General features: G+C 51.1%; 15 protein-coding genes. 4 read left to right on the top strand and 11 right to left on the bottom strand.

Going from position 1 to position 15104, the window contains the following annotated elements:
• Positions 1-24 precede the first annotated feature (24 nt).
• Together IB214_RS10950 and osmB are read left to right on the top strand one after the other, a co-directional pair.
• Positions 25-777 (top strand): DNA-binding transcriptional regulator YciT, encoded by a 753-nt coding sequence (locus IB214_RS10950; protein ID WP_117342885.1) that lies wholly within the window; start codon positions 25-27, stop codon positions 775-777.
• Positions 778-1044: 267 nt separating this feature from the next.
• Positions 1045-1263, top strand: coding sequence for an osmotically-inducible lipoprotein OsmB (osmB, locus tag IB214_RS10945; protein ID WP_096756834.1), 219 nt, complete (start codon positions 1045-1047; stop codon positions 1261-1263).
• A gap of 103 nt (positions 1264-1366) precedes the next feature.
• On the opposite strand, the gene yciH is transcribed toward osmB, so the two are convergent.
• The 5 genes from yciH to pgpB form a co-directional block, all read right to left on the bottom strand.
• Positions 1367-1693 carry a stress response translation initiation inhibitor YciH gene (gene yciH, locus IB214_RS10940; RefSeq protein ID WP_117342886.1) on the bottom strand — a complete coding sequence of 109 codons (327 nt, stop codon included), beginning with the start codon at positions 1691-1693 and terminating at the stop codon, positions 1367-1369.
• Complete coding sequence (gene pyrF / locus IB214_RS10935; RefSeq protein WP_115258326.1) at positions 1694-2431, bottom strand: orotidine-5'-phosphate decarboxylase; 738 nt, start codon at positions 2429-2431, stop codon at positions 1694-1696.
• A 186-nt stretch (positions 2432-2617) separates the two neighbouring features.
• A complete protein-coding gene (lapB, locus tag IB214_RS10930; RefSeq protein WP_096756831.1) occupies positions 2618-3787 on the bottom strand; it encodes a lipopolysaccharide assembly protein LapB in 1170 nt (389 codons plus the stop codon).
• Between the two features lie 6 nt (positions 3788-3793).
• Positions 3794-4102 carry a LapA family protein gene (locus IB214_RS10925; RefSeq protein ID WP_096756830.1) on the bottom strand — a complete coding sequence of 103 codons (309 nt, stop codon included), beginning with the start codon at positions 4100-4102 and terminating at the stop codon, positions 3794-3796.
• A 149-nt stretch (positions 4103-4251) separates the two neighbouring features.
• The gene (gene pgpB, locus IB214_RS10920; protein ID WP_115258324.1) at positions 4252-5016 is read right to left on the bottom strand and encodes a phosphatidylglycerophosphatase B; all 765 of its coding nucleotides are present in this window, start codon (positions 5014-5016) and stop codon (positions 4252-4254) included.
• 197 nt (positions 5017-5213) lie between these two features.
• Between pgpB and ribA the strand changes: the two genes are divergently transcribed.
• A complete protein-coding gene (ribA, locus tag IB214_RS10915; protein ID WP_096756827.1) occupies positions 5214-5804 on the top strand; it encodes a GTP cyclohydrolase II in 591 nt (196 codons plus the stop codon).
• Between the two features lie 64 nt (positions 5805-5868).
• Here ribA and acnA read toward each other — a convergent pair whose 3' ends face one another.
• The 5 genes from acnA to topA form a co-directional block, all read right to left on the bottom strand.
• The gene (gene acnA, locus IB214_RS10910; protein ID WP_117342888.1) at positions 5869-8544 is read right to left on the bottom strand and encodes an aconitate hydratase AcnA; all 2676 of its coding nucleotides are present in this window, start codon (positions 8542-8544) and stop codon (positions 5869-5871) included.
• A gap of 343 nt (positions 8545-8887) precedes the next feature.
• Entirely contained in the window at positions 8888-9058 is a 171-nt protein-coding gene (locus tag IB214_RS10905) for a hypothetical protein (protein WP_164496616.1), read from the bottom strand.
• Between the two features lie 2 nt (positions 9059-9060).
• Complete coding sequence (locus IB214_RS10900) at positions 9061-9201, bottom strand: YmiA family putative membrane protein (RefSeq protein ID WP_213083822.1); 141 nt, start codon at positions 9199-9201, stop codon at positions 9061-9063.
• A gap of 296 nt (positions 9202-9497) precedes the next feature.
• Positions 9498-10472: an HTH-type transcriptional regulator CysB gene (gene cysB / locus IB214_RS10895; RefSeq protein WP_115258322.1), complete on the bottom strand. Its 975-nt coding sequence runs from the start codon at positions 10470-10472 to the stop codon at positions 9498-9500.
• A gap of 195 nt (positions 10473-10667) precedes the next feature.
• Positions 10668-13265 carry a type I DNA topoisomerase gene (gene topA, locus IB214_RS10890; protein WP_117342889.1) on the bottom strand — a complete coding sequence of 866 codons (2598 nt, stop codon included), beginning with the start codon at positions 13263-13265 and terminating at the stop codon, positions 10668-10670.
• Positions 13266-13664: 399 nt separating this feature from the next.
• Here topA and IB214_RS10885 point away from each other — a divergent pair, with 399 nt between their 5' ends.
• Entirely contained in the window at positions 13665-13916 is a 252-nt protein-coding gene (locus tag IB214_RS10885) for a YciN family protein (RefSeq protein ID WP_003020616.1), read from the top strand.
• A gap of 108 nt (positions 13917-14024) precedes the next feature.
• Here the strand turns inward: IB214_RS10885 and sohB are convergent, their stop codons facing one another.
• Entirely contained in the window at positions 14025-15071 is a 1047-nt protein-coding gene (sohB, locus tag IB214_RS10880; protein WP_117342890.1) for a protease SohB, read from the bottom strand.
• Positions 15072-15104: the final 33 nt, after the last annotated feature.

Below are 15104 nucleotides of genomic sequence, written 5' to 3'. Positions count from 1 at the left end.
GATACCGCTATAAAAATTAATACTATGAATTCCCGACAACAATCTATTTTGCAGATGGTGACCGATAAAGGCCAGATGAGCGTATCTGAGCTTGCCAAAATCACCGGTGTCTCTGAAGTGACGATTCGACAGGATCTGAACACGCTGGAAAAACAGAGTTATTTACGCCGTGCGCATGGTTTCGCAGTGTCACTGAATAGCGACGATGTTGAAACGCGTATGATGACCAACTTCACCCTGAAACGTGAACTGGCTGAGTTTGCCGCCTCACTGGTCAATCCTGGTGAATCCGTATTTATTGAAAACGGTAGCAGTAATGCACTGCTGGCCAGAACGCTGGCGGAACAAAAAGACGTCACTATCATTACGGTCAGCAGCTATATCGCTCACCTGCTGAAAGAAACACCCTGCGAAGTAATCCTCCTCGGCGGGATCTATCAGAAAAAAAGCGAAAGCATGGTTGGGCCATTAACGCGTCAGTTTATCCAGCAGGTTCACTTTAGTAAGGCTTTTATTGGAATCGATGGCTGGCAGCCTGAAACCGGCTTCACCGGCCGTGACATGATGCGTTCAGACGTGGTCAATGCAGTGCTGGAAAAAGGCTCAGAGGTGATTGTGCTCACCGACAGCTCGAAGTTTGACGCCATTCATCCGTACACACTAGGTCCGTTGGAGCGATTCAATCGTGTCGTCACTGATGCAAAACTCAGCGCCAGCGTGCAAATGCAACTAGAGCATTCAGGACTAATCGTTAACATCATCGATACCCACGCATAATACATCACCAGATGATTTGTCTGTCGGCAAATCATCTTCTCTCTGAGACTTATCCGACCGTCCAATTAAGACTTTTTACCTGTTGTTAACAGGGTAATGTCGTAAAATTAATGTTAGCGATATAACAGGAACACACTCTCATCAACAGAAGATTGATGGTCATGCCCTGCGCTAAACGGTTTCACGGAAATACCTTTAATGACCTTAATTTCACGCTATCATTAAAGAGACTGGATTCCGTGAATCAATCATTCAGGAGAAAGTATTATGTTAGTAACGAGCAAAAAAATGACCGCTGCCATTCTGGCGATTACTCTGGCTATGTCTTTGAGTGCCTGCTCTAACTGGTCTAAACAAGACCGCAACACCGCCATTGGTGCGGGTGCAGGTGCCATTGGTGGTGCAGTCCTGACGGACGGCAGTACGCTGGGTACGCTGGGTGGTGCTGCAGTAGGTGGTATTATCGGCCACCAGGTGGGTAAATAATCTACGGTTGACCGGCTCGATATAATAATACGTTTACTTTTTCGCGACCGTACTATTTACATTACTAATAAAAAAGCCACGAATATTTTCGTGGCTTTTTTTATTAGCCGCCAGCCAGTTTAACTTTCAAGCCTTTGGCTTCCAGCAAGGATTTAATCAGGTCGCGTTTATCGCCTTGTATTTCAATGACGCCCTCTTTCACGGCCCCACCACAGCCACATTTTTTCTTTAACTCGGCTGCTAATTTGGTTAGCTCTGAGTCGACCAGATCAATACCGGTAATCAGGCAAACGCCCTTTCCTTTTCGACCGCTGGTCTGGCGTTGAATTCGCACAATACCATCGCCTTTTGGACGTTCTGTCACCACTTTAGGTTCGTCAATTCGTCCGGACTCAGTCGAGTAGACCAGACGAGAGTTAGCGTCGCTCATTTACGCTCCTCGTTTCAGTGAGGTGTTAATCGCCTTCAGCGTCTGGGCCGGATCCGCCGACTGCGTGACCGGACGACCAATCACCATATAATCCACACCCGCTGACAGTGCCTGCTGTGGCGTCATAATGCGGCGCTGATCGCCCGCTTCACTGCCTTCAGGACGAATACCAGGCGTTACCAGCTTAAACGCCTGACCAAACTCTTGTTTGAATCGTACCGCTTCCTGTGCAGAACAGACAACGCCGTCCAGCCCGCAGTTTTGCGTTAACCGTGCCAGTCTTTCTGCATGCTCCGCAGGTGACAACGTCACTCCCAGATCGGCAAGGTCGCTGGCTTCCATGCTGGTCAGCACCGTCACGGCAATTAACAACGGCGCATCGTTACCAAAGGGTACCAAGGCTTCACGAGCCGCCGTCATCATCCGTGCCCCACCCGAGGCATGAACGTTAACCATCCACACGCCAAGGTCTGCCGCAGCCGCTACGGCATGTGCCGTGGTATTGGGGATGTCGTGGAATTTCAGGTCCAGAAATACGTCAAATCCACGCTGTTGCAGGTCGCGCACCAATTGAGGTCCAAAAAGCGTGAACATCTCTTTGCCCACTTTCAAACGGCAATCACGGGGATCAATTCTGTCGACAAATGCCAATGCTTTATCGCGATTATTGTAGTCCAGAGCGACAACGACAGGAGAATCAGTAACAGCACGGGGAGAAGATGAAGCAGTAAACGTCATAACCAGACCTTCCTGAAGATGGGCACCTTTCGGCACAAAATGGGTAAACGGCGTGCATTCTACCTGTGGTCACAGGAAATTAACAGATTCGATTACATCGCTGCCTGGCGATGTGGCACGGAGGCTAAATGTGCAGGATGTTATTAAACAATAAGGATGTTGTAACTAAAGTCGGTATTTTTTTAATTACAAACCGTCAAGACCGCGAATTGGCTTAATGGTTGACCATGAACGGCACGATGGGCAATGCCAGTACAGCGTGTAGGCGGTAAATCCGCATTTCTGGCAGCGGTAGCGCGGCTTACTGCGAACCTGTTCGCCGACCATATCCCGTAACACCATCAGACTCTCTTTAGCACGCCCTTCCTCGGCCTCATTGAGGTGATAGTCCATTAGTTTGTGGAAGACGCGCATCGTCGGATGACGCTGCAACTGACGGGTGATATAAACCTGCGCGGTATCGCTGCCCTCACGCGCTTCGAGGATATCCGCCAACATCAGCTCAGCGGCGGCACCGGTATTCTCCTCTACGGCGCGGCGTAAGAACTCCGCCCATTCATCGTTCTTACCAAGTTGCTGGTAGCAACTCTGTAGCATGTCCAGCGTTTCGCTGACCAGCTCTTTGTCCTGGGAAATTACGCGCTGCAGGCTTTCGACCGCCTTCGCATAGTCCCCTTTCATCATGTACACGCGTCCCATCATGATGGAAACCCGCGCACTGTTTTTGTCGGCGGCAGCCCCTTTTTTTAACAACGTCATGGCGCGGTCCATGTCGTCGCTGCCCAGTTGCTGAAGGGCCAGTTCGCAGTAGAAGTGTGCGATCTCAATTCGCTGCTTATCTTTACCGAGCTTCACCAGGCGTTCCGCAACGTCAATGGCTTTTTGCCACTCACTGGTTGCCTGATAGATCTGCAACAGCTGTTGCAACGCACCCACGCGGAAATCGGTTTCATCGGTAAGCTGATTGAACATGTCTTCAGCGCGGTCATACAGACCTGCGGCCATGTAATCGCGACCGAGTTGTTGAACCGCCAGCAAACGCTGTTCGTAGGTCAATGACGCGCTTTCCATCAACGTTTGATGGATGCGGATAGCGCGATCGACTTCACCGCGCGAGCGGAACAGGTTTCCGAGGGTGAGATGAGCCTCAACGGTGCCGGTATCCTCTTTCAACATATCGAGGAACAGATCCACCGCTTTATCTTGTTGGTTGCTCAGAAGGAAGTTAACCCCGGCGACATAGTCACGCGACAGGCGGTTAGCTTCGTCCTGTTTTGTTTGTTGCGCACTTCTGCGACCCATATACCACCCATAGGCAGCGGCTACAGGTAACAGCAGAAACAACAACTCCAGCATAAATAATTATTCCTTCACAACCGACGAATCGGCAGAAACCGCAACGTCGGTCGCAGGCGCAAGCTGGTTTTCCAGTCGTTTGATTTTACGTTCGGCACGCACAAGAGACACGCGCACCCTCAGCCAGAAAAGGCCGCAAATTAACCAACCAATCGCAAATCCTGCAGCAAACAACACGGCAAGCAGCGTAGAAATACGATATTCACCTTGGGCCAGCAGGTAGTTAAACGTTACCTGTTGATCGTTTTGCGCACCTAATGTCACCGAAATAACAAAAATCGCCAACACCAGTAAGAAAATGAGTAAATATTTCACATTACTTCCCGTTATGTGGTTTGAGCGAATAAATCGTGTACAACTTACCGCGTTGAGCCCTTTAAATTACCATTTTCACGACGAGTGCGAAATGGAAAAGCGCTTTAGTCTTTATGATTTAAGGGCAAAACGCGAAAAATCAATCACGGTCAGCTTTCTTGTTCACGCTGCGCGATTTCTTGTTGCTCCTGAACCGGCGGTGTTAATGGCCCACAGACCCGTTGTGCAAGCCATGTCGCCAACGTAACCAGCAGCCATGATATCAACGTCGCCACGACTAAATCTCGCGGCCAGTGCATGCCCAGTAACAAACGACTGCCCATTACACCCGTCGCCCAGACCAGCAAGAAAACAATCGTCAGCGTACGTCTACGCGGCCATAATAGCCCCACGGCCAGTAACGCCCAACTGGCGGCAAACATCGTATGACCAGAGGGAAATGCGAAACCCGTCTCTTTTTGCCAGTGTTTACGTAAAAAGGTCGGGATATCCTGCTGTCCTGATAATTGCTCTTTGACTAAGTGTCCGCGCTCTTTACGCTTTAAAGTGTAGAACTCATCAACAGGGACATGGTGCGTTTTTTCCAGCCAAACCACAAAAGGTCGTGGCTCCTGCACCCTTTCTTTTACCCATGACTTGACCCCCTGGCCGATCAAAATTGCCGCGGCAAGGATGGCGAACAGCATCATCGCGGCTTTCAGACGAAATCTCAGACACCACAAAAACCACACACACAGGGACACATGAGTAATGATTCCCCAGGGTTGCGTCACCGTTTCCGTTATCCAGTATAAGGATTTTAACCACCAGACATTGTTCCCTGGCTGCCAACTCCAGCCAGACACCCACATGGACACTGGCATAATCAACAACAGAACAGCACCTACGGCGGTTCGCTTTGCGATAGAAAGCATTGCATCTCCTTTCGTCGATAAGTCTCACAATCATAACTGAAAAAATTGCGCGCCGGGAAAATTGACAATTTTGTGCCATTGCAAATACGAATGCGCTGTCGCCATTAGGCGAACGCCGTCGCCTTATGGCAAAATAGTGCCATACAGAAGCCAATAGGCGACGGCACGGCGAGTGCCAGCGTAATCTGGAGAAATACATGCAGCTTAAACGTGTGGCAGAAGCCAAACTGCCAACCCCCTGGGGTGATTTCCTGATGGTGGGATTTGAAGAACTGGCAACCGGGCACGATCATGTCGCGCTGGTATTTGGCGATATTTCGGGTCAAACACCGGTCCTGGCACGCGTCCATTCCGAATGTCTGACTGGCGATGCGCTTTTCAGCCTGCGTTGCGATTGCGGTTTCCAACTGGAAGCCGCGCTCACGCACATTGCTGAAGAGGGACGCGGTATCCTGCTTTACCATCGTCAGGAAGGTCGCAACATCGGCCTGCTGAATAAGATCCGCGCCTATGCGTTGCAAGATCAAGGCTACGATACCGTTGAAGCCAACCACCAGTTAGGTTTTGCTGCCGATGAGCGCGACTTCACCCTGTGCGCAGATATGTTTAAGCTGCTGGGCGTAGATGCAGTACGACTGCTGACCAATAATCCGAAGAAAGTTGAGATTCTGACCGAAGCTGGGATCAATATTGTCGAACGCGTGCCGCTGATCGTGGGCCGGAACCCGAAAAATGCGCATTATCTGGATACCAAAGCCGCCAAAATGGGCCATTTATTGAGCGAATAATCGCCCGGTAATTGCACATGCACCTGCCCTATGAAAAGCCTGCTTACGCAGGCTTTTTCACTTTTTACTTCAGCATATTACGAATCACATAGTGCAAAATACCGTCGTTCTGGTAGTAGGTTAACTCCGTCGCAGTATCGATACGACAGCGGCACATAATCACCTCTTTGCTGCCATCTGCGCGCATCATATTCACCGCAATTGTGGCGCCCGGTTGAATTGTTTGTAAATCCGTAATATCAATCACTTCCTCACCGGTGAGTCCCAACGTTTTACGCGTCACCCCTTGCGGGAACTCCAGCGGCAGGATCCCCATACCAATCAGGTTGGAACGGTGAATTCGCTCAAACGATTCTGCGATGACCACGCGAATACCCAGCAAACGTGGGCCTTTCGCTGCCCAGTCGCGACTGGAGCCTGATCCGTATTCCTTACCGGCAATCACCGCCAGCGGCACGCTCTCCTGCTGATAACGCATGGCCGCATCGTAAATGGCTACCACTTCCGTCCCCGGTAAATGGCGAGTCATCCCGCCTTCAATTCCCGGCACCATTTCATTGCGGATACGAATGTTGGCAAAAGTACCTCGCATCATCACTTCATGATTTCCACGTCGTGAACCATAGGAGTTAAAATCCCGGCGCTCAACGCCGTGGCTCTGCAAATAGCGTCCTGCCGGGCTGTCCGCCTTAATGCTGCCAGCGGGGGAAATATGATCTGTGGTCACCGAGTCACCCAGCATCGCCAATATACGCGCCCCATGAATATCGTTTACCGGAGCCGGCGTAGCCTGCATGCCCTCGAAGAACGGTGACAGGCGAATATAGGTCGAGTCAGACTGCCAGCCGTAGGTGTCGACACGATCAACATTGATCGATTTCCATTCCGGCGTACCTTCAAACACTTCCGCATACTCTTTGTGGAACATCTCCGTGGATACCTGCTCGACGGCGCGGGCAATTTCCCGTGCAGAAGGCCAGATATCTTTCAGATATACGGGGTCACCTTTTTTATCGTGTCCGAGCGGATCTTTGGTCAGGTTAATGTTCATATTGCCCGCCAGCGCGTAAGCGACCACCAGCGGCGGAGAGGCCAGCCAGTTCGTTTTCACTAACGGATGAATGCGTCCTTCAAAGTTACGGTTACCGGAAAGTACCGCCCCCACCGTCAGGTCACCTTTTTTAATCGCCGTTTCAATAGGATCGGGTAACGGCCCAGAGTTACCAATACAGGTGGTACAACCATAGCCAACCAGATTGAACCCCAGTTCATCAAGGTACGGGGTCAGCCGGGCCTGCGCCAGATAGTCAGACACCACTTTTGATCCCGGTGCTAGCGAGGCTTTGACCCATGGTTGACGTTTCAGACCAAGAGTGACCGCTTTTTTCGCCAGTAAGCCCGCCGCCATCAGCACGCTCGGGTTTGAGGTGTTGGTACAGGAGGTAATAGCCGCAATCACCACCGCACCGTCTGGCAGCTGGTATTGATGACCGTTCAGAACATAGTCGACCGGCTGACTGTCTTTGTGCGAACTGTTCAGCTCAAGCTCATTGCTTGCCGCAAATGCTTTCGGGACATCCCCCAGCGCGACGCGATCCTGCGGACGCTTCGGTCCGGCCAGGCTGGCTTCCACATCGGCCATGTCCAGTTCCAGTGAACTGGTAAAGATCGGCGCATCGCCCGTATTACGCCACATTCCCTGCGCTTTGGCGTAGGACTCAACCAGCTCAACTTGCTCTTCGCTGCGACCGCTCAGGCGCATGTATTCGAGCGTGACGCCATCAATGGGGAAGAAACCGCAGGTCGCACCATACTCCGGTGCCATATTGGCAATGGTGGCACGGTCTGCCAGCGGCAGCGTGTCGAGGCCATCACCATAGAATTCAACAAATTTACCGACCACTCCGTGCTTACGCAGCATCTGGGTCACGGTCAGGACTAGATCGGTGGCGGTGATCCCCTCACGTAGTTTTCCATCCAGCTTGAAGCCAACGACATCCGGGATCAGCATCGAGACCGGTTGCCCCAGCATCGCGGCTTCTGCTTCAATTCCGCCCACGCCCCACCCAAGTACACCAAGGCCGTTAATCATCGTAGTGTGGGAGTCGGTACCAACCAGCGTGTCCGGGTAAGCCACCCACTCGCCATCCTGCAATTCACTCCACACCGCTTTTCCCAGGTATTCGAGGTTAACCTGGTGGCAGATCCCCGTCCCCGGCGGTACAACGCTGAAGCGGCTGAATGCCTGCTGCCCCCATTTCAGAAACACATAGCGCTCGTGGTTACGCTCCATTTCCAGGCGAACGTTCTCTTCGAACGCATCATCATCACCGAAGTGGTCTACCGTCACCGAGTGGTCAATCACCAGATCAACAGGTGAAAGCGGGTTCACTTTAGCCGTATCACCGCCGAGGCGTTTAACCGCTTCGCGCATGGCCGCCAGATCGACCACCGCCGGAACGCCGGTAAAATCCTGCATCAGTACACGGGCGGGTCGATAGGCAATCTCGCGATCGGCATGGGCATTGTCCAGCCATCGAGCCAGAGAATGAATATCTTCTTCAGTAACTGAATCACTGTCCTGCCAGCGCAGCAGGTTTTCCAGCAAGACTTTTAGCGATTTGGGTAGACGGGTGATATCACCCAATGATTTGGCAGCCAGCGGCAAACTGTAGTAGCGGTAGGTTTTATCTTTAACCTGCAATGTGTCCTTACTGGTTTCGCGTAGGGTCGACGACATAGCTCCTCCTTAAATGACAGGGTGGCATCCCCTGACTTTTTTCAGGGTTAGTATTAAAGATAACACAAACAAAATGTAACGCTTTGATAACAACTCAAATTGATAAAAGCGGAGAAGCATAAATGGCGATACAAGGGGATTACGGCGTGAAGGTGGAATTACGTCATTCTCTCTTCAATACGGTGAACTAATTCTAATGAAGATATAGCCAAAATAATTAGAGCGGCATGAAGGCGGCAAGTGAGTGAATCGCCAGGAGCATAGATAACTATGTGACTGGGGTGAACGAACGGAAATAACGCACATGCTGCTTTAAGTATGACGGCTATAAAACGCGGGTTAATTATTGTTTCTGTTCTTCGTCTTCATCAAATAGATCAATAAAAGCCTGCTGTGCCGGGGAAAGTTGCCACGCGTCAGGAATATTCTTTCTACATTCAGTAGTCGCATCCTGCGCTGGCTCATTGTCTTGCTGAGAAGGTATAGACGTGGGTTGCTGCTGTTGCACGGACATGACTAACTCCACACATTCCAAACCACGAGCGCAACAACAATCCAGAACAGGACTGAACCGAGAAAGACCGTGAACCATGCTTTACGTTTCAGCGCGGGATCCCGGCGTGCTGGCTGGTTTCCAGAAGGCATCGCTAACCTCATACTATCGAAATCACTTATCATATTGGCACCAAACGATTGGTACAATTAATCATCAGATAAGAGAAATCCTAAAGAAAAAGGCGTGAAAAAGCCAGTTAATTTTCGAATCCTGAGCCGTGAATAAATCAATTGTTTGATCCGATTTAAATATTTGACAGGGTTTTGAGCAGATTTTCTAATTTAAAACTACTTTGGCGAACATTCCCCTTAAATAATATGCGGTTAATATAACTAATTCAGACTTGCCCGTCGGTAGCGTTTTTCATACTGAGATACCGACGAGCGCTGGCCCGTTATTATTTTTCCGGCAATTTAATATCTTTAAACATTGCTTCAATGTCATCGTTAGAACGTAACGCGACCGCCGTATCCACTACATCGCGCGTCAGATGCGGCGCAAAACGCTGAATAAAATCATACATGTAACTGCGCAGGAACGTACTACGACGAAAACCGATTTTGGTGGTGCTATGGCTAAAGACATCATGCGCATCAACCCGTACCAAATCCGGATCGGAAATCGGATCGACCGCCATGCTGGCAATCACGCCCACGCCCAGTCCGAGTCGCACATAGGTTTTAATAACATCCGCGTCGGTCGCGGTAAAGACAATACGCGGCTCCAGACCCGCGCGGTTAAACGCGGTGTCGAGTTCTGAACGTCCGGTAAAGCCAAAGGTGTACGTCACCAGCGGGTATTGCGCCAGTTCTTCAATCGACACGGAGGATTTACCCGCCAGTGGATGGTCCGGCGTGACAACAATCGAACGATTCCAGTGGTAGCACGGCAGCATCACCAGATCGTCGTACAGGTGCAGCGCTTCGGTTGCAATGGCAAAATCTGCGTTGCCTTTCGACACGGCTTCCGCAATTTGGGTCGGCGAGCCCTGATGCATATGCAAAGAGACGCGAGGATAACGCTCAATAAAGCCTTTAATCACGTTAGGCAGCGCATAGCGCGCCTGGGTGTGGGTGGTCGCAATATACAGCGAGCCTTTGTCCGGCCAGGTATGTTCACCGGCAACCGACTTAATGGCATCTACCTTAGACAGAACTTCGCGCGCAATACGAATGACTTCCTGCCCTGCCGGGGTAACCTGCGTAAGGTGTTTACCGCTACGGGCAAAAATCTGGATACCCAGTTCGTCTTCCAGCATACGAACTTGCTTACTGATACCCGGTTGAGAGGTATAGAGCCCTTCGGCCGTTGAGGAGACATTAAGGTTGTGGTTAACCACCTCAACAATATAGCGAAGTTGCTGTAATTTCATGTTAGACCATCCAGATTAGCGGCATCAGACCATCGTTTATGAGCAGGCTGAATCGCGCTGCTAATACGATTTAATAATAAAAAGTTTGTTAACTATAACCACTATATCATTTTAATCAGAGCTGTATAGATACCGTCACCTATAAAAAAGGGCCGCTTGCGCGACCCTTTAAGGCGATGTCAAACTGTCAGGCTGTTACTTCTTGCCTTCTACCCATTTACCGTCAACAAAGAATGCGGACCAGCCGGTCGCCTTACCGTCTTTCTCGGCAGACACATACTGCTGCTTGGTTTTACGGCTAAAACGCACCATCGCTTTGTTGCCATCCGGATCGGTCTGCGGCGCATCGGCAAGGTAGCGCAGTTTTTCCGGCAGACGATCGCGGAAGCGGTACAGCTCTTCCACTAACGGCGCACGCGTCTCACGCGATTTCGGGAAGGTATTCGCCGCCAGGAAGATACCTGCTGCGCCATCACGTAACACAAAATACGCGTCCGATTTTTCACACGGCAATTCCGGCAGCGGAACCGGATCTTCCTTCGGTGGCGCAACTTCGCCATTACGTAGGATCTTACGGGTGTTTTTACACTCGTCGTTAGTACACGCCATGTATTTACCGAAACGCCCCATTTTCAGGTGCATTTCAGAACCACATTTCTCGCACTCGACGATCGGACCGTCGTAGCCCTTAATGCGGAACTCGCCTTCTTCGATTTCGTAACCGTCGCAGGTTGGGTTGTTACCACACACATGCAGCTTACGTTTTGGATCGATGAGGTAGCTGTCCATCGCCGTGCCGCACTTCTGGCAACGGCGCTTCGCGCGTAACGCGTTAGTTTCCGCGTCATCGCCTTCCAGCACGTTCAGCACTTCGTTTTCCGGCACCAGGTTAATGGTGGTTTTGCAGCGCTCTTTTGGTGGCAGCGCGTAACCGGAACAACCGAGGAATACACCGGTACTGGCGGTACGGATACCCATCTGACGACTACAGGTTGGACAGTCGATGCTGGTCAGAACCATCTGGTTTGGACGCATACCGCCCTCTTCAGGGTCTTTCTCAGCTTTATCGAGTTGCTGAGTAAAATCACTGAAGAAGTTGTCGAGCACGCCCTTCCATTCGGCTTCGTGCTTCGCCACCTGGTCGAGACTGTTTTCCATCTGCGCGGTGAAATCGTAGTTCATCAATTCGCGGAAGTTTTCTTCCAGGCGGTCGGTGACGATTTCACCCATTTTTTCTGCGTAGAAACGACGGTTCTCAACACGGACATAGCCGCGATCCTGAATCGTAGAGATGATCGACGCATAGGTAGATGGACGACCGATACCGCGCTTTTCAAGCTCTTTAACCAGTGACGCTTCGCTGAAGCGCGCAGGCGGTTTGGTAAAGTGCTGTGCGGGGGTCAGTTCAACCAATGTCAGCACATCGCCTTTATCCACCGCCGGTAAGATACGATCTTCATCGCCTTTACGCAGGGCTGGCATGACCTTAGTCCAGCCATCAAACCGCAGAATACGACCGCGCGCCTTCAGGCGGTAATCACCTGCGCCAACGGTCAGCGTGGTGGAGTCATATTTAGCTGGCGTCATCTGACAGGCGACAAACTGACGCCAGATCAGCTGATACAGTTTTTGCGCATCAGCTTCCATATCTTTCAGCGATTCAGCCAGTACGGCGACGTCTGAAGGACGGATGGCTTCGTGCGCTTCCTGCGAGTTTTCTTTACTGGCGTACTGGTTCGCGCTCTCCGGCAAATACTTTTTACCAAAGTTTTCGCCGATGTAATCGCGGACCATAGAAACCGCATCCTGGCTCAGGTTGGTTGAGTCAGTACGCATATAGGTGATGTAGCCCGCTTCATACAAGCGCTGCGCCATCATCATGGTTTTCTTCACGCCAAAGCCCAAACGGGTGCTGGCAGCCTGTTGCAACGTAGAGGTGATGAACGGCGCGCCAGGTTTGCTGCTGGTCGGCTTATCTTCACGCTCCAGCACGCTGTAACGTGCTTTTTCCAGCAGGCTTACCGCAGCAAGTGTCTGTTCGCGGTTAACCGGACGGAACGGCTTCTCGTTGTGGTGCGTGACTTCCAGTGGCAGCGCGTCACCGGAAGGCGTCGTGGTGCTGGCATCTATTTCCCAGAATTCTTCCGGAACGAATGCCTTGATCTCACGTTCACGCTCTACAACCAGGCGCACGGCGACCGACTGCACGCGACCGGCAGACAGGCCACGAGCAATCTTTTTCCACAGCAGCGGCGACACCATATAGCCCACAACGCGGTCCATAAAGCGGCGTGCTTGTTGCGCATTGACACGGTCGATGTTCAGTTCGCCCGGCTTTTCAAACGCTTGCTGAATGGCATTTTTGGTAATTTCATTAAACACCACGCGACTGTAGCGGGTGTCGTCGCCCCCGATCACTTCCCGCAGGTGCCATGCAATGGCTTCCCCTTCGCGGTCAAGGTCAGTTGCGAGATAGATGTGGTCGGCCTTTTCAGCCAATTGTTTCAGTTCAGAGACGACCTTCTCTTTACCGGGCAGCACTTCATAGCGCGCATCCCAGTTGTGCCACGGGTCAACCCCCATACGGTTGACGAGAGCGCCACGTTCATCCTTTTTGGGCTTTTTAGCCGTTTTGGTGGCGGTTGAGTCGGCGCTCTTTTTAGTTGCTGAGCCACTGGTCGGCAAATCACGGATATGACCGACGCTGGATTTCACCACGTAGTCATTACCCAGATATTTGTTGATCGTTTTGGCTTTTGCCGGGGACTCAACGATGACAAGAGCTTTACCCATATTCACCTTTACCTAATTTGATTCTTCCAGGAATGCGTCGCGCGTTGATTCACCTTCCACTGGCGACGAGACATCGATATGGTCTCTGCGTCGGCGGATATCAACCCTGGTACCGGTCACGGGTTCGTAATGTAACTCCCATCTAACTGAGTTAACAGGATTTTTTTCACGAATTCGCTAAAGCACGACGGAATATTGGTCGAATGTCAAGCAAATCTGTTGCCAGATTGACGAAAGCGTCACACTGTACCTGATAAAATGCGTTACGCAACTTTATTAGCATGCAAAAACAAATCTCGCCAGTAGGCACACTATCGTAAGACCCGCTCTTTTATCAGGGAATATTTGCCCATAAGGCGGGCTCGGCGTAGACTAATGTCCTTGTTTAAGGAGTAAATAATGCATAAAGACACTCAACCCATCGATCGCGAAACTCTGCTGATTGAAGCCAACAAAATCATTCGTGAGCATGAGGACACGCTGGCGGGGATTGTCGCCACCGGCGTCACACAGCGTAATGGCGTGCTGGTTTTCAGCGGAGATTACTTTTTAGATGAACAAGGGCTTCCTACGCCAAAAAGCACCGCAGTGTTTAATATGTTTAAACACCTGGCGCATGTCCTTTCTGAAAAGTATCACCTGATCGATTAATACAAGAAATGATTTGCCGGATGGCGGCTCCGCCTTATCCGGCCTACGATGCGACGATCCTGTAGGCCGGATAAGATGCTTTAGCATCGCCATCCGGCAATGACAATTTTACATCAACGGTTTTTGACCACGCTGCCACCAGCGCAGCAGCAAGCGATCCGCACTTTCCGCTGCACTACCGGTGAAACGGTCCATCAGTTTTTTGCGCTGCAGATAGCGTACGTTAAGCACTTCGCGACCCTCCATCAAACTCAGGATCACCTCATCGCTGGTATTGATCTCATCCACCAGCCCATTTTCCAGCGCCTGTTGACCGAACCAGTGTTCCCCAGTGGCAACCTGTTCAATGTCCAGAGTCGGACGCATACGGTGCACAAAATCTTTAAACAGGTGATGCGTTTCGTTCAGGTCTTCGCGGAATTTCTGACGACCCTCTTCCGTGTTCTCACCAAGCAGCGTCAACGTCCGTTTGTATTGCCCGGCAGTGTGCAACTCAATATCAATGTCTTTGCCTTTCAGGAAACGGTTAAAGTTAGGGATCTGCGCCACCACGCCAATTGAGCCCACAATAGCAAACGGTGCCGAAACAATTTTATCTGCCACGCAGGCCATCATGTATCCGCCGCTGGCGGCAACTTTATCGACCGTCACCGTTAATGGGATCTGCTTATCGCGCAGACGCTGCAATTGTGATGCCGCCAGCCCATAGCCATGCACCACACCACCGGGGCTTTCCAGGCGAATAACCACCTGATCTTGTGGTTTTACTACCGCCAGTACCGCCGTCACCTCTTCACGCAGCGCGCTGACTTCATGGGCATCCATACTGCCTTTAAAATCAAGCACCCAGACACGCGGTTTACCCGATGATGTATTCTCTCCCAATTTTGCTTTGGCTTTGGCCGCCTTCGCTTCCAGCTTGTGCTTTTTTTTCTGCGCTTTATGCCAGAGCTTTTGTTGGTGGCTGTCCAGTAAAGACATCGCCAGGTCTTCTTTCATCTCTTTATATTGTTCACTGAGATTAATGACCTGGAGTTCACCGCGCTGACGCTTGCGTTGTGTCGCATTGACGATCAGCATAACAATCACCGCAATCGCCACTACCACTGTGACGATTTTTGCCAAAAACAGCCCATATTCAGACAACAATTCCACGAATCCCACCTTGGTTAAACAACGCAACTTTCG

Source organism: Citrobacter sp. C1 (assembly GCF_014596895.2).
Lineage (GTDB): Bacteria > Pseudomonadota > Gammaproteobacteria > Enterobacterales > Enterobacteriaceae > Citrobacter > Citrobacter gillenii.
The sequence above is the reverse complement of the archived record's forward strand: the minus strand, read 5'-3'. Positions and strand labels throughout refer to the sequence as shown.